This window comes from Stenotrophomonas sp. GD04054 (assembly GCF_029836955.1).
In the GTDB taxonomy this organism is placed as follows: domain Bacteria; phylum Pseudomonadota; class Gammaproteobacteria; order Xanthomonadales; family Xanthomonadaceae; genus Stenotrophomonas; species Stenotrophomonas maltophilia_A.
Genome location: NZ_JAOECR010000052.1, coordinates 1 through 19,200 on the forward strand (window position 1 = coordinate 1; position 19,200 = coordinate 19,200).

Genomic DNA, 19,200 nt, shown 5'->3' on the forward strand with positions numbered 1-19,200 from the left:
CAGAGCGGTGGGCCAAGCAGGGTTGGCACCGCCAGGACGGGCTCAGCCCTGCCCGGCGAACACCCGTTCCAGCACCTCGGACAGCTCGTCTTCCGAGAACGGCTTGGTGATGTAGGCCTTGGCGCCCTGGCGCATGCCCCACATGCGGTCGGTGTCCTGGTCCTTGGTGGTCACCAGGATCACCGGGATATGCCGGGTCGCCTCGTCGCGGGCGAGGGTGCGGGTGGCCTGGAAGCCATTGAGGTTGGGCATCACCACGTCCATCAGGACCAGGTCGGGCAGCTCGGCCTTGGCGGTTTCGACCCCGGCGGCGCCATCGGTGGCGGTCAGGATCTGGTGCCCGAGCTTCTCGACGATGCGCTGTATCCCCAACAGCTGCGACGGTGAGTCGTCGACGATCAGAATGCGTGCCATGTTGTTCCCCATGTAATGCCCGCAGTGTAGTGCGGGCCCATTACTGGCGGGAGGGGCGCATCTGCCGTCCGTCGCCTGCCTGCGACGTTCAGTCGATCCGCACCACGGTGCGGCCCAGCGAACCGCCCGCCAGCATCCGTTCGAACACGGCAGGAAGGCCATCGAGGCCGACTTCGGCGGTGCAGATGCGGTCCAGCTGCTGCGGCTTCCAGTCACTGCCCAGCCGCGACCACACTTCTTCGCGCAGCCCGCGCGGTGCATTGGCCGAGGACACGCCCAGCAGTGACACGCCGCGCAGGATGAACGGCATCACCGTCATGTCCAGCGTCGGGCTGGCTGCCAGGCCGGCACTGACCACGCTGCCGTAGGGCACGGTCTGCGCCAGCAGGCTGGCAAGCATGTCGCCTCCGGCATTGTCGAGGCCCCCGCCGAAGTGGGCCGACTGCAGCGGGCCGGTGTCGGACAGTGCCTCGCGCGGTAGTACTTCAGTGGCGCCGATACCATGCAGGAACTCGGTCTGGTCCGGTTTGCCGCTGACTGCGTGCACGGTGTAGCCGGCGCGGCTGAAGATCGACAGCGCCAGCGCGCCGACACCACCGCTGGCGCCGGTGACCGCCAGTGGGCCGAGCTCCGGTGTCTGCCGGTTGTCCTGCATGCGCAGCAGCGCCAGCGCTGCCGTGAAGCCGGCGGTGCCCAGCACCATCGCCTCACGCGGGGTCAGCCCGGCCGGCTGGGCGATCACCGCACGCGACTCCAGCCGCACATACTGGCTGTAGCCGCCATCGCGGGTCTCGCTGAGGCCGCAGCCGGTGGCCAGCACCGCATCGCCTTCACGCCAGTCCGGGTCGGTGCTGGCGACCACGGTACCGGCCACGTCGATGCCGCCCACCAGCGGGAAACGGCGCAGGATCCTGCCTTTGCCGGTGCCGGCCAGGGCATCCTTGTAGTTGACTGAAGACCAGTGGGCGCGGATCAGTACCTGGCCGGGGTTGAGGTCGTCGACATTGAGCTGGGCCAGGCCGCTGCGGTAGCCGGCGGCGTCGTTTTCGATGCGGAAGGCGGTGAACGGGGTGGTGGGGGCCATCGGCGTTGCCTGACTTCGAGGAAAACGCCACCTTACCCCGTTGCCCCCCTTTCGATCCTGCCGATCCGCCCCATCTTGTATGATCGGTGATGGTTTCACGGCTGGTGGTGCGGGAAGGGCCCGCGCCGCAGCCCAAATCTTGATGGAGCGTGCATGGCCTGGAATACACCCGGCGGCAACAAGGGCGGACAAGGCCCCGAGGACAATCGACGCGGGCCCTTCGGGTCGCGCGGCGGTGGCAATGGTGGTGGCTGGGGCGGACTGCCCGGGCCGCTGAAGGACCTGTTCGACGGTGGCATCATGCGTTGGGTGGTGGCAGCCGTGGTGTTGCTGGTGCTGTTCTCCAGCTTCCAGCTGATCGGCGAACAGCAGCGTGGCGTGGTGCTGCGCTTCGGCCAGTTCTCGCGCATCCTGCAGCCCGGCCCGAACTTCAAGCTGCCGTGGCCGATCGAATCGGTCACCAAGGTCAATGCCACCGAGATCAAGACCTTCTCGATCCAGGTGCCGGTGCTGACCCGCGACGAGAACATCGTCAACGTCTCGCTGAACGTCCAGTACCGCATCGACGACCCCCAGCAATACCTGTTCGGCACGGTCGATGCCAACCAGGTGCTGGAGCAGTCGGCGCAGAGCGCGGTGCGCGAGGAAGTCGGCCGTGCTGACCTCAACGCGGTACTGAACAACCGTGGCCCGCTGGCCGTGGCCGCCGAGGAGCGCCTGCAGGCGCTGCTGAAGGCGTTCAAGACCGGCCTGACCGTGACCGGCCTGACCCTGCAGGACGCCCGTCCGCCGGAAGAAGTGAAGCCGGCCTTCGACGAGGTCAACGGTGCGCAGCAGGTCAAGGAACGCCTGATCAACGAAGCCCAGGCTTATGCCGCCAAGGTCGTGCCGGAAGCCCGAGGCCAGGCCTCGCGCGCCCGTACCACCGCCGAAGGCTACAAGCAGGCCGTGGTCTCCAAGGCCGAGGGTGACGCGCAGCGCTTCAGCCTGTTGCAGGCCCAGTACAAGGACGCCCCGGAAGTGACCCGCAAGCGCCTGTGGCTGGAGACCGTGCAGCAGGTGCTGAGCGAGAACCGCAAGGTGATCGGTGGCGATGGCCGCCAGCTGATCTACGTGCCGATGACCGGCGATACCCGTCCCACCACCTCGGCGCCGCCGGGAGTGACCAATCCGGAGGTGGTGATGCCGTCGCTGCCGGGTGCAGCGGCGGAAGCTTCCCGTGATCCGGGCCGGCCGGTGGGCCGCCCGACCGGGCGACCGAGCGGCCGTGAGGAGGGCAGCCGATGAAGAGTCCTATCTGGATCGCCGTGATCGTGGCGGTGGTGCTGGGCCTGCTTGGCTCGGTGTACGTGGTCCGCGAGGACCAGACCGCCATGGTGCTGAACCTGGGCAAGGTGGTGCGTTCGGACATCAAGCCGGGCCTGCACTTCAAGGTGCCGGTGGTGGAAACGGTGAAGGTCTTCGACCGCCGCTTCCAGGTGCTCGACACCGCCCCGGCGCGTTACTTCACCGCCGAGCAGAAGGACGTCAGCGTCGACTTCTTCGCCATCGGCTACATCTCCAACGTGGGTGACTACTTCCGTGCCACCGGTGGCGATCCGCGCATCGCCAATGCCCGCCTGGCACCGATCATCACCGACTCGCTGCGCAACCAGATCAACTCGCGCACCCTGCAGCAGCTGGTCTCCGGCGACCGCAGCGAGCTGATCGCCGAGCAGTTGAAGGGGATCAACGAAGCGGTGGCCGGCCTCGGCATGCAGATGATCGACCTGCGCATCAAGCAGGTGGACCTGCCCACCGACAGCCAGGTGATCAATGACGTGTACGAGCGCATGCGCGCCCAGCGCAAGCAGGAAGCGGCCAAGCTGCGTGCGGAGGGCGAGGAGCAGTCGCTGACCATCCGCGCCCAGGCCGACCGTGACAGCACCGTGCTGATCGCTGAGGCCGAGCGTGATGCACAGCGCCTGCGCGGTGAAGGCGACGCCGATGCGGCGCGCATCTACGGCAAGGCCGGCTCGGCCGACCCGTCGTTCTATGCGTTCTACCGCAGCCTGGAGGCCTACCGTGGCTCCATGACCGACGGCAACGGCGTGATCGTGCTCGACAAGAACGACCCGTTCCTGCAGTACCTGAAGAACGACCGCTGAGGTCGCAGGGCAGTACCCCACGGGGCCCGGCCAGAAGCCGGGCCCTGTGCTTTTTCCGGAGTCCCCCATGAAAGATCTGTTCGCCGCCGTCTGCCTGGTGGCGGTGCTGGAAGGCCTGTTCCTGTTCGTCGCCCCGTTCGCCTGGAAGCGCATGGCCGAGCGCCTGCTGGACCTGCCCAGCCCGGCCCTGCGCAGCTTCGGCGGGCTGGTGCTGCTGGCCGGCCTGAGCCTGCTGTGGTGGGCGCGGCATTGAAAGGGTCGTGCCTGACCGGCCGGTACATGCGTGGTCCGGCTCTGGCAGATGCCAACCTTGGTTGGCATTGCCGGCCAACGGCCGGCACGACCGGGCGGGGCGGCTGACCGGCCGGTGAAGCCGTCCGTCGGAAAGGTGGCACCCGACCCCGGAAACCCGGATAATGCACAAAAGCCGGACGGGCCTCCCCGTTCGGCTTTTTCCGTGTCTGGGCCTTCCATCGCCGGCTGCTCCCCGTTTGGAGCCGCCCTCCAGGTGCTGGCCAGCCCCGCCACGGTTCAACCGTCCGCGGCCCCGATGGCCGCAACATATGAGGAGCCCGTCATGGGTCAGTCTGTCGTAGTGTTGGGTGCCCAGTGGGGCGATGAAGGCAAGGGCAAGATCGTCGATCTGCTCACTGAGGAAATCGGCGCCGTCGTGCGCTTCCAGGGCGGCCACAACGCCGGCCACACCCTGGTCATCAACGGTAAGAAGACCGTCCTGCACCTGATCCCGTCGGGCATCCTGCGTGACGATGCGCTGTGCCTGATCGGCAACGGCGTGGTGATCTCGCCGGCCGCGCTGCAGAAGGAAATCGCCGAGCTGGAAGCCTCCGGCGTGGAAGTGCGTTCGCGCCTGAAGATCTCCCCGGCCGCGCCGCTGATCATGCCGTACCACATCGCCCTGGACCAGGCGCGCGAGCGCGCTGCCGGCGGCAAGGCGATCGGCACCACCGGCCGTGGCATCGGCCCGGCCTACGAAGACAAGGTGGCGCGTCGCGGTATCCGCATCGCCGACCTGCATTACCCGAAGCAGCTGGAAGAACTGCTGCGCACCGCGCTGGATTACCACAACTTCGTGCTGACCAAGTATCTGAACACCGATGCGGTCGATTTCCAGAAGACCTTCGACGAAGCGCTGGCCTTCGGCGAATACGTGCAGCCGATGAAGTCCGACGTGGCCGGCATCCTGCACGACCTGCGCAAGCAGGGTAAGCGCGTGCTGTTCGAAGGCGCGCAGGGTGCGCTGCTGGACATCGACCACGGCACCTACCCGTACGTCACCAGCTCCAACACCACTGTTGGTGGTGCACTGGCCGGTTCCGGCGTCGGCGCCGATTCGATCGACTACGTGCTGGGTATCGCCAAGGCCTACGCCACCCGCGTTGGCGGCGGCCCGTTCCCGACCGAGCTGGACGACGAAGTCGGCCAGGGCATCCGTGACCGCGGCGCCGAGTACGGTGCCTCGACCGGCCGTCCGCGTCGCTGCGGCTGGATGGACATCGTCGCGCTGAAGCGCGCCGTGGCCATCAACGGCATCAGCGGCCTGTGCATCACCAAGCTGGACGTGCTGGATGGCATGGAAAAGCTGAAGGTCTGCATCGCCTACGAATACAACGGCAAGCGCACCGAGTACGCGCCGCTGGACGCGCAGGGCTGGGAAGACTGCACCCCGGTGTACCTGGAGTTCCCGGGCTGGAGCGAGAACACCCATGGCATCACCAACTGGGACGAGCTGCCGCCGGCCGCACGTGCCTACCTGCGTTCGCTGGAAGAGCTGGCCGGCTGCCCGATCAGCATCGTCTCCACTGGCCCGGATCGCGACCACACCATGGTCCTGCAGGATCCGTTCGCCTGAGGTGGCGTCGGGCGCTGCCCGGCGTAGGTGACAGTAAGAGCCCCGCGAAAGCGGGGCTTTTTCGTTACTGTGTCGGCACGGCCGGCAGGGAGGTGACGTGATGACCCGGATGTCAGCGTGAAGGGCGTAACGGTGGTGCGGATCACCCTGTGGGTGCTGTGGAGCCTGTGGGCGCTTGCCTGCGCGGTGCTGGTGCTGGGCGCGATCGCCAACCACATGGCCTCACGCACGCAGGTGCTGCCTCTGGTGCTGAGCCCGGGTGCGACGGCCGAGGTCACGGTCTACCGCTTCATCGATGACCAACTGCGGCTGCGCCTGCGTTACGCGGATGACGGTACTGCCACGGCGATCGATCCTGAGGTGCGCCTGCGCGCGGAAACCCCGACAGATCAAACTGACTTCCGCGCCGAAACGCGTTCGGGCGTGCCGGGCTCCGGCATTACCCGCGCGCTGGAATCGGTTGAGCCTGGTGGATTTGCCGCCTCGTACTTCGGCTATGGCCGGGGGGATGCGCTGCCGCGCGGGCGTTCGTGGCTGCGGGTGACCGTTCTGGAGGTCGAGCCCGCGCTGGCGGGGCGCGTGGCCTCGGTGGAACTGCTGCCACCGATGGACGTACTGAAGCTGACCGACCTGGACTACGCGTGGCTGTGGCCGTTCTTCTTCTGGAAGGTGGCGGCGTTGTTCCTGCTGATTCCGGGCGCTGCGCTGGTGGCATTCACCATCACCTTGCGGCACTGGCAGCGTCAGGCGTCGAAGCCGCCTGTTTCAACAGCGGATACGGATTGATCGACTCTCCCTTCCACCACTGTCTTTCCGGGCCCAGCATGTGCACTTCAAAGTGCAGGTGCGGGGCCTCGGCGCTGGCGTTACCGGTGCTGCCCACGTAACCGATCACCTCTCCGCGCTTGATCACCTGCTTCTCCGCCAGGCCATCGGCGTAGCGCTGCAGATGCGCGTAGTAGTAGCACCAGCGCCCGCTGGGCTCGAACTGGTAAATCGTCAAGCCGCCGCGCTCGCTGTCGAACAGTTTTTCAACCGTTCCATCGGCCACCGCCAGCACCGGCGTACCGGTATCGGCCATGATGTCGATGGCATCGTGCACGCGACCCTCGCTGCGCGCATCGGTGAACGTATCGCGCAGCTGGGAGGTCAGGATGCCCTGCACCGGCAGCAGCAGACCGGACGGCGCATCCGCAGCCTGCGCGACTGACGGCGCGACCCTGGCGGCAGGGGCGGTTGCGGGTGGCGCTACAGATTCCGGCGCCGCAGTCACTGCCGGCTGCGCTTGCGGCAGCGGGGCGGGTACCGGATCACCCGCATCGCGGTGTAGCCACCAGCCTGCACCCAGCCCCAGCAGAACGCCAAGCACGATCAGTTGCGAAAGGCGCATCGGCTCACTCCTGCATCACCACGGGTACCGAGGTATCCACGGCATCGGCCACGCGCAGCGCATCCCAGTTGGTCATGCGCACGCAGCCATGCGATTCGGTCTTGCCCACATGGCCGGGTTCGGGCGTGCCATGCAGGCCGTAATGCGGCTTGGACAGATCGATCCAGACCCGGCCGACTGGATTGTTCGGGCCCGGCGGCAGTGTCGCCTTCTTTTCGCCCTTGCGCGCATCCCAGAACAGCTTGGGGTTGTAGTGGAACGGCGGGTCGCGATACACGCCCAGGATCTTCCATTCGCCGATCGGCAGCGGATCATGCTGGCTGCCGGAGGAAACCGGCACCTGAGCGATCACCTTGCCTTGCGCATCCAGCAACTGCAGGCTGGAATCGGACTTGTCGACGACCACCTTGGCCGCCTTCGGTAGCGGCGATGGTGCGATATTGGGCACCTGGATGCGGTTGCCCGCCTTGCTCAGATCCACGCCCGGATTGAGCAGCTTCAACAGCTCAGGGGATGCGTGGAAGCGTTCGCCCAGCGACTCTTCGACGTTGTTGAAGCCCAGCGATTTCAGTTTGGCCTGTGCGGCGGGGCCCTTCGGCACCGCCTGGAACGGCCCGGCGACATCCTCGCTGGTCAGCGTGTAGCTGGCCAGGGGGGTGACCGTATCAGCCTGCAGGGCCTGCCAGGTCGCGTCGTCCAGTTCACCGGTGACGGTCAGGCCGTGCGCCGCCTGGAAACCCGACACCGCGCGCCGCTGGTTGCTGCCCACTTCACCGTCGATCTGGCCGGGCGAGAAATTCGCGCGATCCAGCAGCACCTGGGCATGCAGGGCGGAACGTGCTGCGGTGTCCGGTCCGGCCTTCTCGGCGATGGGGGCGGGCAGTCCAGGCGGCGGTGCCTGCGCGAACGCCGGCGATGCCAGCAGCGAGAGAGCGAGCAGGGTGGATCGGTACACGGGTAATGGCATTGGGAACTCCAGCAGATGACGCCACCACCTTGCCTGCAGGCCGCGCCGAGCCGCCGTGAAAGAGATCTGACGTCTGCATGAGCAGTCGGGTCGTTTCGCCACCGTCCCCGCGCGGGTGCCGCCGGCCAAGGGCTCACCAAGGTGAATGGTGCCCCACGCCATTGGCGGTTGGCGATCAAGATTGCCTGGCGGGCCGCCGATAACGCCACATCCCCCGTTTTGGATGTACCGATGAACTACTTGAGGAATGTCAGGGTTGCCTGGCGTCTTGGGCTGGGCTTTGGCCTGTTGCTGCTGTTGGTTGCGGCCGTGGTGGCCACCGGCGCCACCGCCAGTGTCGTGCAGAAGCGCGCGATGCAGCAGGTGGTCGATGTCAGCGTGGCCAAGGTGCGCCTGCTCTCGCAGATGCTCGATGCCAACAACCAGATGATGGTCGTTCGCCGCGAGATGCTGATCCGCCAGGGCGATGACCGTGACCATGATGAGCAGCGCATCGCCGATCTGGTCAAGCGCTATGAGGCCAGTTGGACGGCCTACCAGGCGCTGCCCAGCGACGCCGAGGGCAAGGCCATTGCCGAAACCATCGCCGCCAAGCGTGCCATCGCGCGTCCGCTCAACAAGCAGACCAGCGAACTGATGGAGCAGGGCGACTACCCGGGCGCCGTGGCGCTGACCCTGGGCCCGGTGCAGGAAGCCGCCAACGGCTGGAACAAGGCGCTGTCCGATGGCGTGGACTTCGAAGAGAAGGAAAGCCGTGAGGCGGCCGCCGAGGCGATCCGCCTGGGCGAGCGCAGCCTGCTGCAGCTGCTGGTGCTGGGCGGCGTCGCGCTGCTGGTGGGCATCGGTGCCTCGGTGATGATCGGCCGCAGCCTGACCGGCCCGTTGGCCCGCGCGGTGAACCTGGCCGAGCGCCTGTCCAAGGGCCAGCTGGACCAGGAGTTCCGCCTTGGCGGCCGCGATGAACTGACCCAGCTGGGTGAAGCCATGGCCAGCGTGCGGCAGAGCGTGCAGGCGGCGATCGGCGCACAGCTGCAGATGGCCGAACAGCACGAGGCGGGTGCGATCCGCTACCGCATGGACGCCAGCGCCTTCCCCGGCGATTTCGGCCGCATGGTGCAGGCCACCAACAGCCTGGTCGAATCGCACGTGCAGGTGGAACTGCTGATGGCCGAAGTGATGCAGCGTTACGCCATCGGTGACCTCAGCCGCGACCTGCCGGACTACCCGGGCGAGAAGGGCACGCTGACCCGCACCCTGGCCGCAGTGAAGCAGAGCCTGATGGCGATCAACGCGCAGATCGATGAACTGGCCCGGGCCGCGCGCGCCGGTGATTTCAGCATGCGTGGCGATGCCGCTGCGTTCCAGTTCCAGTTCAAGGCGATGGTCGAGCACCTCAACGGCATGATGGCCAGTTCGCAGGCCAGCATCGCCGACGTTTCCGACGTGCTACGCGCGATCTCGCACGGCGACCTGACTGCACGCATGGACGGCGAGTACGACGGTGTATTCGCCCGCATGCGTGACGACGCCAACACCACCACCGCGCAGCTGACCGGCATCGTGCGTGGCATCCAGGTGGCCGCCGACAGCATCAACAACGCGGCGCAGGAACTGGCCGCCGGCAACAACGACCTGTCGCGCCGCACCGAGCAGCAGGCCGCCAACCTGGAAGAAGCCGCCGCATCGATGGAGGAACTGACCTCGACTGTGCGCCAGAATGCCGAGCTCGCTCGTCAGGCCGACAGTGAAGCGCACGCCGCCGGTGCCGCCGTACGCGAAACCGAGCAGGCGATGGCGCAGATGGCGTCGGTGATGGGTGAGATCGATCAGTCCTCGGCACGCATCTCGGAAATCTCCACCGTGATCGACGGCATCGCGTTCCAGACCAACATCCTGGCGCTGAATGCTGCGGTTGAAGCCGCGCGTGCAGGTGAGCAGGGCCGTGGTTTTGCCGTGGTCGCCAGCGAGGTACGCACGCTCGCACAGCGTGCCGGTGTCGCCGCCAAGGAGATCAAGGAGCTGATCGAAGACGCCGCTGCCAAGGTGAAGAGCGGCCTGGCGGTGACCGTTGAATCGGAAGCCGCGATCGCCCGCGTGGCCCAGGCCAGCTCGCGCACCACGCAGCTGATGAGCGACATCGCAGCGGCCAGCAAGGAGCAGGCGGCCGGTATCGAGCAGGTCAACCAGGTGGTGGTGCAGATGGACCAGGTGACCCAGCAGAACGCTGCGCTGGTGGAAGAAGCCACTGCGGCGAGCCGCGCGCTTGAAGAACAGGCGCATGCGCTGACCACGTCGGTGGCGGTGTTCAAGGTGGAGCAGGGCGCGCGCATGCCCATCGTGCCTGCGCAGGCGGCGTAAGCAACCTGCGACTGGATGTTGGATGACGCCCTGCATGCGATGCCCCGCATGCAGGGCACCGCATGCACGCAACCGGTCGGTGCCGCTGGCTAGCGGCCGCGCGCGGCGCGTTCGATCAGCCAGCCGGCTGCGTACAGCAACAGCAGTGTTGGCGGAACCAGTACTGCATACGCGGTCGACCAGGGTTTGCCGTACAGCAGGCTGCCTGCGCCGATGGCATCGAGTGCAGCAGACTGCAGGGTGATGGGGAGCGACATCAGGATATAGGCCCCCTTCGGGTCCGCATCCGACTGCGCGCCGTGAACCAGCCATGCGGTCAACAGCAGGTAGACCACGCAAAGCGCAAGACCGGTCCAGCTCAGTAATCGCCGCATCTTCATCCGCACGCCTCCGTTCAACGGACGTCGAAGTGAGCCTGCAGAGGCAGGCTCACATTCCGCAGCAGATCCCTGACCACCACCTGCGCAGTCCACGTGCCTTTCGGATCACTGGCCTCGGCCACGAACTTCAGGTGCAGGTTGGTCATGTACAACAGGTTTGGCGGGCCGGGCAGGGCAGCGGTGAAACAGGGAATATCGCGTTCGTCGATGCTGGTACTGCCGTCCGGGCGCAGCATGCGCAGATCGCAGTGCACCTTGGGTACGCGGTTCTCATCCAGTTGCGGGTTGGACAGGAATGTCAGCAGGAACAATTCACCGCCCGGGTGGACTTCGTCGGCCTGGGTAAAACCGGGAGTGGTCTCTGGTGGGGTTTCCCACTTGGCCCGCCAGTCGGCATCGGAGGTGACCAGCAGCGATGCCGCAAAGCCACCGCTGGATTTCATGGCATCGGTCTCCGGCATCGCCTTGCCTGCCCCGTTTATCCAGCCATCGCTGGCGGAACTGTTCAGTGGCAACATCATGACCATCATGGCCAGCGCGTAGGTCCATCGCATCAGAGGCTCTCCTTGGCAGCCGCGTCCCGCAGCAGAGCGGGGAGTATCGCTCAACCTTGACCGGCAAAGCAGCAGGAGAGCCGGAGCGAAGGTTCCGCTGCCTGCCGATGTGGGCGATGCTTGCCAGCAAAGGAGGTGACATGGGAATCGGGCGCGAGGAAAAGCCGGGCTGTGATTCAGCATCACCCACGCCGCAGCACGTGCTGATGCTGCCCGGGCTGGATGGCTCCGGCAGGCTGTCGATCCCGTTTCTGTCAGCACTCCAGGCTCATGGGCTGACGACGCAGGCGATTACGCTGCCTGCGCAGGGAGGGCAGGATCACGCCACGCTGGCCCAACGGCTGTGGTCGCAGCTGCCCGGCCATCCCTTCATCCTGCTTGCCGAGTCCTTCTCGGGCCCGTTGGCGGTTGAACTGGCCACGCGACAGCCCGCCGGGCTGCGCGGACTGGTGCTTGCCGCGACCTTTGCGCGTCGACCGGTGCCATTGCCGGCAGCCAGCGCAGCCCTGCTGACGCCGGCCTGGCCTCTGCCTCCCGTGGCGTTGCTGGCGCGCCTGCTGCTGGGGCGGTGGCGCACCCGCGAGCACCTGTCGATGCTGCGCGATGCGCTGGCCCGGATTCCGGCGGCCACATTGCGGCGACGCGCCGCAGCGACCCTGCGCGTCGACGTACGCGCATTGGTGCCGGCAATCGACGTGCCGACGCTGTGCCTGCACGCGTGCCATGACCGCCTGCTGTGGCCGCCCAGCGTGGCAGAACTGCAGGCCCTTTTGCCGGATGCCCGGCATGTTTCGCTGGAAGGGCCGCATCTGCTGCTGCAGGCACGCGCTGACGCAGCCGCAGCCGAAGTTGCCGCGTGGATGAGGACGCTGTCGCCCTGATCGAAGGACTCAGCCGCGCGCGCGGGTACGCGCTGCCTTCTTCGCCGCCACCTTGCGCACGGCCTTCTTCGCCGCACGTGTCTTCGCCGCCTTCTTCGCTGCAGCACTGCGCGAGGCGGCTGTACCGGCCTTCTTGGCCGCTGTCTTCTTTGCGGTTTTCTTTGTGGCTGTCTTGCGAGCCGGTGCCTTCTTTGCCGCCGCCTTCCTGGCTGTCGTCTTCTTCGCAGGCGCCTTCTTCGCCGCCGTCGCCTTGGTCGTGGCCTTCTTTGTGCCCGACTTTCTGGCAGGCGTTTTCTTGGCAGCCGTCTTGCTGGTCGCCTTCTTCGTACCCTTGCGCGCGCTGCCGCTACGCTTGCCACCACCATCCTGCTTGTTCACGGTCGCCCAGGCAATGCGCTCGGCCGTGCCTTCGCTGGCACCGCGCTCGCGCTCGCTTTTCTCGATGTGCTCGGCCTGGCGCTTCTGTTTATCGGAATATGCGGATTTGTCACCACGGGGCATGACAGTTCTCCTGTTGTTGTAATCAGGCCAGCAGGCGCAGCTTGGGTTCGCGCGCCCACTGGCGGGTGGCGGCCGCCGCCAGGAATGCCTTGGCGTCTTCCGCTTCGACGATGCCGGCGTCGTTGCCGACCCTTGCCGCCTTCAGCAGCGTCTGGCCGCCCGCATCGCTGGCGATGACCTTCAGGTGCGCCCACGCCTGGCTGACGAATTCGATGGCTGCACTCTCTTTCGACAAGGCCTTCGCCGCTTCCGGGCTGAGCACCACCGCTACTGCATCGAACACGGCCGACGGGGTGCCCGCCAGTTGCCCATCCGCCGCCTGCAGCGCGCCATCGCTGAGCGTGGCGCCACCCACTCTGGGGGCGACCAGCTTCACATCCGCACCTGCTTTCCTGGCTGCCTTGCTCAGGCTGGCAATGATCCGGGCATCAGAACCCTCATCGAACAGGATGCCGATGCAGCGCCCTTGCAGGGTGGGTTTGTTGCGACCAATCACCCGCACTTCGGGGGCGGGGGGCATGTCCCGCACTGGAGTAGCGGTCGGCGCCGGGTCGGGCAGTGCAGGCAACGCCAACCCGTCGGCCACGCGCTGTGCCAGTGAGTCGTCGATATTGCGCAGGTGGCTGACGGTACGCACCCGCACCTTCAACGTTTCCACCTTGGACAACTCGAACACCAGCGCCGATGCCAGATGGGCCTGTTCCGGCTTTTCAAGGCTGCGGAAGAACATGCGCGCCTGGCTGTAGTGGTCGGCGAAGCTCTCCGCGCGAGTCCGCCCCTTGCGACCGTCGTCCGCAGTGGCGTGGCTACGGAAGCCGCTCGGGGTCTCGCGTGGTGTGTCGTCCTGCAGCGAGCTGGGATCGTAGGCCACCCGGCCCTTGGGCACCTGCATCTGCATGTGCCCGTCGCGCTGATGATTGGAAAACGGACACTTCGGAGCATTCACCGGGATCTGGTGGAAGTTCGGGCCGCCCAGGCGCAGCAGCTGGGTGTCCAGGTAGGAGAACAGGCGCCCCTGCAGCAGCGGGTCGTTGCTGAAGTCGATGCCCGGTGGCACGTTGGCCGGGCAGAAAGCCACCTGCTCGGTCTCGGCGAAGAAGTTGTCCGGCCAGCGGTCCAGCACCATGCGCCCGATCACCTGCAACGGCACCAGCGATTCGGGAATGATCTTGGTCGGGTCCAGATGATCGAACGGGAATGCGTCGGCCTCTTCTTCGGTGAACAGCTGCACTGCCAGTTCCCACTCCGGGAAGTCACCGCGCTGGATGGCCTCGAACAGGTCCCGGCGATGGAAGTCGTTGTCGGCCGACTGCAGCTTCAGTGCTTCGTCCCAGACCGTTGACTGGATGCCAAGCTTCGGCCGCCAGTGGAACTTGACGAAGGTTGACTCTCCCGCCTCGTTCAGCAGGCGGAAGCTGTGCACGCCGAAGCCTTCGATCATGCGCAGCGAACGCGGAATGGCACGGTCGCTCATTGCCCACATGATCATGTGCATCGACTCGGGCATGAGCGAGATGAAATCCCAGAAGGTGTCGTGGGCCGTGGCCGCCTGCGGGAAGGCACGGTCCGGTTCCATCTTCACCGCGTGTACCAGGTCCGGGAATTTCATGGCGTCCTGGATGAAGAACACCGGGATGTTGTTGCCGACCAGGTCCCAGTTGCCCTCCTTGGTATAGAACTTGACCGCGAAGCCGCGCACGTCGCGCGGGGTGTCCACCGAGCCTGCGCCACCGGCTACCGTCGAGAAGCGGGTGAACACGGGTGTCTTCACGCCGACCTCGGTCAGGACGCGCGCTCGGGTATGCGCCTTCAGCGATCGGGTCAGCTCGAAGTAGCCATGTGCTGCGCTGCCACGTGCGTGCACGATGCGCTCGGGAATGCGTTCGTGATCGAAGTGGGTGATCTTCTCGCGCAGGATGAAGTCCTCCAGCAGCGTGGGCCCCCGAGCTCCCTGCCGCAGGGAGTTCTGGTTGTCCGTCACCGGGATGCCCTGATCGGTGGTCATCACCGGATGGCTGCCCCCGGCCTGCTGGTGCAGTTCATCACCGTTGCCCCGGTGTTGGTTTTCAGCGTGGGTGGTTGCGCGCTTGCCGGTCGGCTTGCTGGCGGCCATTGACGTTGGCTCCGGAGGATCTGAAAGAGAACCACGACACTGGAACCGAGCCCGTTAAACCGAGGTCCGGCAAAGGTGAACGTACAGGCAAAAGCAGGCTCGGGTATGCTTGCCCCATGCGAGTCGAGCCCGCCGACATCGAAGCCCTGTTCGACGCCATCCCGGATGTGCTGTTCTTCATCAAGGACCTTCAGGGGCGTTACACCCACGTCAACCAGACCATGCTGCGGCGGCTGGGTCTGCGCGCGCGCAAGGACGTGATCGGGCGTACCGCGGCCGAGATCTACCCGACCGGCCTCAGTGCGGACTACGTCGACCAGGACGCCCGCGTGCTGTCCGGTGAGGTGATCGAGAACCTGATGGAGCTGCACCTGTTCGCCAACCGCGAACCGGGCTGGTGCCTGACCTGCAAGCGCCCGCTGGTGGTCGATGGGGCCATCGAGGGCCTGATCGGCATATCCCGCGACCTCGGCCAGAAGGACAGCCTGGGCACCCAATACGAGCAGCTGCGGCTGGCCCTGGCCCACCTCAATGCGCACTACGCCGAGAACGTGCGCATGCAGACCCTGCTGGACATCACCGGCTTCTCGCTGTCGAAGCTGGAGCGCAGCTTCCGCAAGGTGTTCCAGATGACCCCGCAGCAGGTGCTGACCCGGCTGCGGATCCAGATGGCCATGCACCTGCTGCACGGCGACGACAGCATCGCCTGCATCGGCCAGGCCTGCGGTTTCAGCGACCAGAGTGCCTTTACCCGCAAGTTCAAGGCTGAAACCGGTTTCTCGCCGCGCGCCTACCGGGCCCGTATTGGTGGCAACGTCGGCGGGCCGGCGCTGGCCTGAGCCGCCTGCTGCGCTGTGCCTATCCCCGTGGGCACGGGACAGGGTAAGGTGTCGCCCCTGTAGCCCGCCGCCAGCCCCGCCGATGCCCAACTCGATTCCGACCGCTTCGCCGTCCCGCCTCGGACATTCGCTCAAACCCCGCCAGCTGATCATGATGGGTCTGGGCAGCGCCATCGGTGCCGGGCTGTTCCTCGGCTCGGGCGTGGGTGTGCAGGCGGCCGGTCCGGCGGTCCTGGTGTCGTATCTGGTCGCCGGCGCGCTGGTGATCATCGTGATGAACGCTCTGGGCGAAATGGCGGCGGCCAAACCGACCAGCGGCGCGTTCTCGGTCTATGCCGCCGATGCCATGGGCGCCACCGCCGGTGCCACCGTCGGCTGGTTGTGGTGGGTGCAGCTGGTGATCGTGATCGCCGCCGAGGCGGTGGGAGCGGCCGGGCTGCTGGCCACGGTCTGGCCAGCAGTACCTGTACCGATGGCAGCGCTGGCCTTCATGCTGTTCTTCACCGCGATCAACCTGCTCGGGGTGAAGAACTTCGGCGAGTTCGAATTCTGGTTCGCCATCCTCAAAGTGGCGGCGATCCTGGCCTTCATCGCCATCGGCGTGGCGCTGCTGATGGGCTGGCTGCCGCAGGTGACCTCGCCGGGCCTGAGCAACTTCACCGAGCATGGTGGCTTCGCGCCGAAGGGCCTGGCCGGTATTGGCGCTGCACTGCTGGTTGTCGTTTTTGCCTTCGGTGGCACCGAGATCGTCGCCGTTGCGGCGGCGGAGACTGAAGATCCGGAGCGCAGCATCGCCCGTGCCATCCGCACCGTGGCGTGGCGCATCCTGGTGTTCTACATCGGCTCGCTGAGCGTGATCATCGCCGTCGTGCCGTGGACCAGCGAAGCGTTGAAGTCGCCGTTCGCCGCCGTGCTGGACATTGCCCGTATTCCTGGCGCCGGCACCGCCATCACCCTGATCGCGGTGATCGCGCTGCTGTCGGCACTCAATGCCAACCTCTACGGCGCCTCGCGCATGATGTATTCACTGGCGCAGCGCCGCGAAGCGCCGGCGGTGCTGGGCTGGACCGATCCGCGCCAGGTGCCGGTGATTGCCGTGCTGGCCAGCGTGCTGTTCGGTTTCGCCGCCACGGTGATGGAACTGCTGTTCCCGGACCGGGTGCTGCCGGTGCTGCTGAACATCGTCGGTTCCACCTGCCTGCTGGTGTGGACGCTGTCGCTGGTCTCGCAACTGGTGTTGCGCCGCCGCGCGGATCACCTGGGTACCCGGCTGCCGTTCCGCATGGCGGGCTTCCCGTGGCTGACCTGCTGCGCGCTGGCGATCCTGGCACTGATCTTCGGCCTGCTGCTGAGCGAAGCGCACACCCGCCTGCAGTTCCTGTCGATGGTGGCGCTGACCGCCACGATCGCCGCCGGCAGCGCCATCGCGCGGCGCATGCGCGAGGCGTGACTGAAGCTGCCGGCCAGCGGCCGGCACTACCACTGGGGCTGCACATCTGCCGTGCCATCCTGATCGTGTGGGCCGTCATCGGCCCGTCGACCGGGAGTACCGCATGCTGCGCAGTCGCCCCTTCCTGATGTTTACCGGCCAGGCCGAGGCCGCCCTGGCCCTGTACGCCGAGGCCTTCGCCGATTTCCGCCTGCTGGCAATGCAGCGCCATCCGGACGGCGCCGGTGCCGGCGTGCCCGGGCAGGTCCGACAGGCCATCTTCCTGCTCGGTGGCACCCACTACCTGTGCTTTGACAGCCTGGACGTGCACGATTTCACCTTCAGCCCGTCGATCTCGCTGTTCGTCGAGTGCTCCGGCGCCGAGCAGTTCGAGCGCGCCGCGCGCGTGCTGGGCGAGGGCGGCCACTGGCTGATGCCGGTGGGCGACTATGACTTCAGCAACCGCTACGGCTGGGTGCAGGATCGCTTCGGCGTGTCGTGGCAGTTGAGCCTGGGGCAGATGCCGGACCCGTGATGCACAATGAGAACGGCCCGCTTGCGCGGGCCATTGGGCGCGGTCCACGCCCGCTGTCAGGCGCTAATCGTGCGATGGTGCTGAAGAAGCTTCTGGGCCTTGCTGAAGTTCGAGGGGCTCTGCCGCTGCAGCTTCTGGGAGACATCCTGAAGCATGGCAGCGACGCTCAAGGAGCCGTCTTCTGCGATGAACTGGTTTAGCGCGCCATCGTGCAGGACCACAACATTCTTTCTTACGCGTTCTTCAATGAATGCGGAAGCCGAACGTGCATCGACGAACAGTTTGGCGAGGTCTTCCCCCGGTGTCAGTTTGCAGTTTCGGATGCTCTGCAGGCTGAGCCGGTACTGGAAGTCGCGGGAGTTGCCAACATCGCCAAGGAGGAACGAAACGCGGAGAATCGGTTCGTCTGGCCGAGTGCTCGATGCGAGCAGGACGTTGTACTTCCAGTGCGTGTGGGATGTCCTGCTTCGGTGTATCACGAAGTCCTTTGCCGACTTCTGCAGCCATTCATGCAGGATCACTTTGACCTGCTCGACGATCATGTTGGCATCTTCGGCTGCCGCGTCGAGAATCCCCACCACGGCATCGCCATGGGAAACCACCAGATCCCGCAGCTCTGGAGTCAGTCCATCCGTATCGACGCCGGGTGTCTCTGCTTCAGGGTCGTATGCGTCCCACAGTTCGTCCACGACTTCGGCTCGGCGGACCCACAGGCCCAGGGCGGGGGAGGAATCAGGTGCGTTCATGCAGGTGTCGCTCCATTTCTAGAAAGGCAAGAAGTCGCTGTTTGCTGTTTCCTTCGGTCAGGGTAGCTTGCCCATCGCCGGCGCTGATTCGCCAATGATCCTCGATCAGCCCGGTGGTCAATGCCGACAAGAATGCGCTGCCTGGCAGCCGCGGGGCCTTGGACAGTTCGGCTGAGAAGGCAGCAGTGACCTTCTTCAGCGAGAGCGCATGCCAATCTTCGCCGGCCTTTCGACGGCCGGCCGACGTTCCGGCGTGACCATTGGGTGTGGCGAAGACGCGCAGCGGGGCATGCTTGGGAAAGCTCTTGCTCAGCCCTCGTGTATAGCGAAGTAGCTGCTTGTCGCCCTCGCCCGAATCGACTTTGATCTCGATCGCAATCACCCATGGATTCGCGTCGGAGTTGCCTATGATTACGATGTCGATACGCCCCTGGCCCTGCAGCGGGTACTCTGCGTGGACTCGGATTGCATCTGGAGGGGTTCCATTCACGAGCGAAGCCATGGTACGTGCTTCGTCGCACTCGATGCAGGCCAGAAGGCTCTTCAGCAGTGTCGTGCCGAAACCGTGGGGCTGCCGGGGATCCACGCACCACGCGATTGCTTCGGAATGTGCGCGCTCGTAGCGAACGAATCCGAGTGCTGAGAAGGCGGAAACTGAATGCAGCAAGGGAGATGAGTGTCCGGCATGCCGTCGACGATGATCTTCCAGTTGTTCATGCAGGGCGGCAGAAGCGCCGGTCTGCACGTGCTGGATGGCCGCATCGACCTGTTTTACCCACAGTCGGATCCTGTCAGTGGAGTGCAGTGGAGGTGTGGGAAGCATCTCGGGTGTGGGCGCGTCGGCGGAGCGACTGCGGATCGTGGCCCAGGTTGCCAATACTTCGTCAACGATAGGAATCATTCTTTGCGGGTCCTTATCCGCAGAAACAAGACGTCCAGTATTGGAATCCACTGATCGGCCGAATCGAACAATTCTTGAGTGATCGGATCAA

At 65.9% G+C, this 19,200-nt stretch carries 20 protein-coding genes; 10 read left to right on the forward strand and 10 right to left on the reverse strand.

What is annotated here, in order from left to right; all coding sequences use genetic code 11:
• Positions 1–42: 42 nt before the first annotated feature.
• Positions 43–414, reverse strand: a complete 372-nt coding sequence (pilH, locus tag N7573_RS18560) for a twitching motility response regulator PilH (protein WP_005410644.1) — start codon at positions 412–414, stop codon at positions 43–45.
• 88 nt (positions 415–502) lie between these two features.
• Positions 503–1,498 carry a YhdH/YhfP family quinone oxidoreductase gene (locus N7573_RS18565; protein WP_279912709.1) on the reverse strand — a complete coding sequence of 332 codons (996 nt, stop codon included), beginning with the start codon at positions 1,496–1,498 and terminating at the stop codon, positions 503–505.
• Positions 1,499–1,651: 153 nt separating this feature from the next.
• Here N7573_RS18565 and hflK point away from each other — a divergent pair, with 153 nt between their 5' ends.
• From hflK to N7573_RS18590, 5 genes are all read left to right on the forward strand, one after another.
• Positions 1,652–2,785 carry an FtsH protease activity modulator HflK gene (hflK, locus tag N7573_RS18570; protein WP_049401370.1) on the forward strand — a complete coding sequence of 378 codons (1,134 nt, stop codon included), beginning with the start codon at positions 1,652–1,654 and terminating at the stop codon, positions 2,783–2,785.
• Entirely contained in the window at positions 2,782–3,645 is an 864-nt protein-coding gene (locus N7573_RS18575) for a protease modulator HflC (RefSeq protein WP_010482785.1), read from the forward strand. Before hflK ends, N7573_RS18575 begins: the two co-directional genes overlap by 4 nt.
• Before the next feature lie 67 nt (positions 3,646–3,712).
• Entirely contained in the window at positions 3,713–3,898 is a 186-nt protein-coding gene (locus N7573_RS18580; RefSeq protein WP_005410640.1) for a DUF2065 family protein, read from the forward strand.
• 324 nt (positions 3,899–4,222) lie between these two features.
• Positions 4,223–5,515: an adenylosuccinate synthase gene (locus N7573_RS18585; protein WP_006463282.1), complete on the forward strand. Its 1,293-nt coding sequence runs from the start codon at positions 4,223–4,225 to the stop codon at positions 5,513–5,515.
• Positions 5,516–5,632: 117 nt separating this feature from the next.
• Positions 5,633–6,301 carry a hypothetical protein gene (locus N7573_RS18590; protein WP_279912711.1) on the forward strand — a complete coding sequence of 223 codons (669 nt, stop codon included), beginning with the start codon at positions 5,633–5,635 and terminating at the stop codon, positions 6,299–6,301.
• Here the strand turns inward: N7573_RS18590 and N7573_RS18595 are convergent.
• On the reverse strand, positions 6,237–6,905 hold the full coding sequence (locus N7573_RS18595) for a M23 family metallopeptidase (RefSeq protein ID WP_279912712.1): 669 nt from the start codon (positions 6,903–6,905) through the stop codon (positions 6,237–6,239). The genes N7573_RS18590 and N7573_RS18595 overlap by 65 nt on opposite strands.
• Before the next feature lie 4 nt (positions 6,906–6,909).
• Positions 6,910–7,872, reverse strand: a complete 963-nt coding sequence (locus tag N7573_RS18600; RefSeq protein WP_005410636.1) for a L,D-transpeptidase family protein — start codon at positions 7,870–7,872, stop codon at positions 6,910–6,912.
• Between the two features lie 231 nt (positions 7,873–8,103).
• On the opposite strand from N7573_RS18600, the gene N7573_RS18605 reads away from it, so the two are divergent.
• A complete protein-coding gene (locus N7573_RS18605; RefSeq protein WP_279912713.1) occupies positions 8,104–10,230 on the forward strand; it encodes a methyl-accepting chemotaxis protein in 2,127 nt (708 codons plus the stop codon).
• A gap of 89 nt (positions 10,231–10,319) precedes the next feature.
• Here the strand turns inward: N7573_RS18605 and N7573_RS18610 are convergent, their stop codons facing one another.
• Together N7573_RS18610 and N7573_RS18615 are read right to left on the reverse strand one after the other, a co-directional pair.
• Positions 10,320–10,610, reverse strand: coding sequence for a hypothetical protein (locus N7573_RS18610; protein WP_005410634.1), 291 nt, complete (start codon positions 10,608–10,610; stop codon positions 10,320–10,322).
• 14 nt (positions 10,611–10,624) lie between these two features.
• Positions 10,625–11,164: a hypothetical protein gene (locus N7573_RS18615; protein WP_279912714.1), complete on the reverse strand. Its 540-nt coding sequence runs from the start codon at positions 11,162–11,164 to the stop codon at positions 10,625–10,627.
• A gap of 140 nt (positions 11,165–11,304) precedes the next feature.
• Here N7573_RS18615 and N7573_RS18620 point away from each other — a divergent pair, with 140 nt between their 5' ends.
• Complete coding sequence (locus N7573_RS18620) at positions 11,305–12,045, forward strand: alpha/beta hydrolase (protein WP_279912715.1); 741 nt, start codon at positions 11,305–11,307, stop codon at positions 12,043–12,045.
• Positions 12,046–12,054: 9 nt separating this feature from the next.
• Here the strand turns inward: N7573_RS18620 and N7573_RS18625 are convergent, their stop codons facing one another.
• Positions 12,055–12,546: a hypothetical protein gene (locus tag N7573_RS18625; RefSeq protein WP_279912716.1), complete on the reverse strand. Its 492-nt coding sequence runs from the start codon at positions 12,544–12,546 to the stop codon at positions 12,055–12,057.
• Positions 12,547–12,568: 22 nt separating this feature from the next.
• Complete coding sequence (locus tag N7573_RS18630; protein ID WP_279912717.1) at positions 12,569–14,659, reverse strand: catalase; 2,091 nt, start codon at positions 14,657–14,659, stop codon at positions 12,569–12,571.
• 116 nt (positions 14,660–14,775) lie between these two features.
• Between N7573_RS18630 and N7573_RS18635 the strand changes: the two genes are divergently transcribed.
• The 3 genes from N7573_RS18635 (at position 14,776) to N7573_RS18645 (ending at position 17,462) form a co-directional block, all read left to right on the forward strand.
• Complete coding sequence (locus N7573_RS18635) at positions 14,776–15,498, forward strand: AraC family transcriptional regulator (protein WP_279912718.1); 723 nt, start codon at positions 14,776–14,778, stop codon at positions 15,496–15,498.
• An 82-nt stretch (positions 15,499–15,580) separates the two neighbouring features.
• Positions 15,581–16,948 (forward strand): amino acid permease, encoded by a 1,368-nt coding sequence (locus tag N7573_RS18640; protein ID WP_279912720.1) that lies wholly within the window; start codon positions 15,581–15,583, stop codon positions 16,946–16,948.
• Positions 16,949–17,051: 103 nt separating this feature from the next.
• Complete coding sequence (locus tag N7573_RS18645) at positions 17,052–17,462, forward strand: VOC family protein (protein WP_005410627.1); 411 nt, start codon at positions 17,052–17,054, stop codon at positions 17,460–17,462.
• A 56-nt stretch (positions 17,463–17,518) separates the two neighbouring features.
• Here N7573_RS18645 and N7573_RS18650 read toward each other — a convergent pair whose 3' ends face one another.
• Both N7573_RS18650 and N7573_RS18655 read right to left on the reverse strand, forming a co-directional pair.
• Positions 17,519–18,208, reverse strand: coding sequence for a hypothetical protein (locus tag N7573_RS18650; RefSeq protein ID WP_049421239.1), 690 nt, complete (start codon positions 18,206–18,208; stop codon positions 17,519–17,521).
• Positions 18,195–19,109, reverse strand: coding sequence for a PD-(D/E)XK nuclease family protein (locus tag N7573_RS18655; RefSeq protein ID WP_279912721.1), 915 nt, complete (start codon positions 19,107–19,109; stop codon positions 18,195–18,197). Before N7573_RS18655 ends, N7573_RS18650 begins: the two co-directional genes overlap by 14 nt.
• Between the last annotated feature and the right edge of the window lie 91 nt (positions 19,110–19,200).

What these genes read in the sequence shown, in the direction of transcription:
- pilH (WP_005410644.1), bottom strand. Translation starts at nt 414, where the DNA reads ATGGCACGCATTCTGATCGTCGACGACTCACCGTCGCAGCTGTTGGGG.
- N7573_RS18565 (WP_279912709.1), bottom strand. Translation starts at nt 1,498, where the DNA reads ATGGCCCCCACCACCCCGTTCACCGCCTTCCGCATCGAAAACGACGCC.
- hflK (WP_049401370.1), top strand. Translation starts at nt 1,652, where the DNA reads ATGGCCTGGAATACACCCGGCGGCAACAAGGGCGGACAAGGCCCCGAG.
- N7573_RS18575 (WP_010482785.1), top strand. Translation starts at nt 2,782, where the DNA reads ATGAAGAGTCCTATCTGGATCGCCGTGATCGTGGCGGTGGTGCTGGGC.
- N7573_RS18580 (WP_005410640.1), top strand. Translation starts at nt 3,713, where the DNA reads ATGAAAGATCTGTTCGCCGCCGTCTGCCTGGTGGCGGTGCTGGAAGGC.
- N7573_RS18585 (WP_006463282.1), top strand. Translation starts at nt 4,223, where the DNA reads ATGGGTCAGTCTGTCGTAGTGTTGGGTGCCCAGTGGGGCGATGAAGGC.
- N7573_RS18595 (WP_279912712.1), bottom strand. Translation starts at nt 6,905, where the DNA reads ATGCGCCTTTCGCAACTGATCGTGCTTGGCGTTCTGCTGGGGCTGGGT.
- N7573_RS18600 (WP_005410636.1), bottom strand. Translation starts at nt 7,872, where the DNA reads ATGCCATTACCCGTGTACCGATCCACCCTGCTCGCTCTCTCGCTGCTG.
- N7573_RS18605 (WP_279912713.1), top strand. Translation starts at nt 8,104, where the DNA reads ATGAACTACTTGAGGAATGTCAGGGTTGCCTGGCGTCTTGGGCTGGGC.
- N7573_RS18610 (WP_005410634.1), bottom strand. Translation starts at nt 10,610, where the DNA reads ATGAAGATGCGGCGATTACTGAGCTGGACCGGTCTTGCGCTTTGCGTG.
- N7573_RS18615 (WP_279912714.1), bottom strand. Translation starts at nt 11,164, where the DNA reads ATGCGATGGACCTACGCGCTGGCCATGATGGTCATGATGTTGCCACTG.
- N7573_RS18620 (WP_279912715.1), top strand. Translation starts at nt 11,305, where the DNA reads ATGGGAATCGGGCGCGAGGAAAAGCCGGGCTGTGATTCAGCATCACCC.
- N7573_RS18625 (WP_279912716.1), bottom strand. Translation starts at nt 12,546, where the DNA reads ATGCCCCGTGGTGACAAATCCGCATATTCCGATAAACAGAAGCGCCAG.
- N7573_RS18630 (WP_279912717.1), bottom strand. Translation starts at nt 14,659, where the DNA reads ATGGCCGCCAGCAAGCCGACCGGCAAGCGCGCAACCACCCACGCTGAA.
- N7573_RS18635 (WP_279912718.1), top strand. Translation starts at nt 14,776, where the DNA reads ATGCGAGTCGAGCCCGCCGACATCGAAGCCCTGTTCGACGCCATCCCG.
- N7573_RS18640 (WP_279912720.1), top strand. Translation starts at nt 15,581, where the DNA reads ATGCCCAACTCGATTCCGACCGCTTCGCCGTCCCGCCTCGGACATTCG.
- N7573_RS18645 (WP_005410627.1), top strand. Translation starts at nt 17,052, where the DNA reads ATGCTGCGCAGTCGCCCCTTCCTGATGTTTACCGGCCAGGCCGAGGCC.
- N7573_RS18650 (WP_049421239.1), bottom strand. Translation starts at nt 18,208, where the DNA reads ATGAACGCACCTGATTCCTCCCCCGCCCTGGGCCTGTGGGTCCGCCGA.
- N7573_RS18655 (WP_279912721.1), bottom strand. Translation starts at nt 19,109, where the DNA reads ATGATTCCTATCGTTGACGAAGTATTGGCAACCTGGGCCACGATCCGC.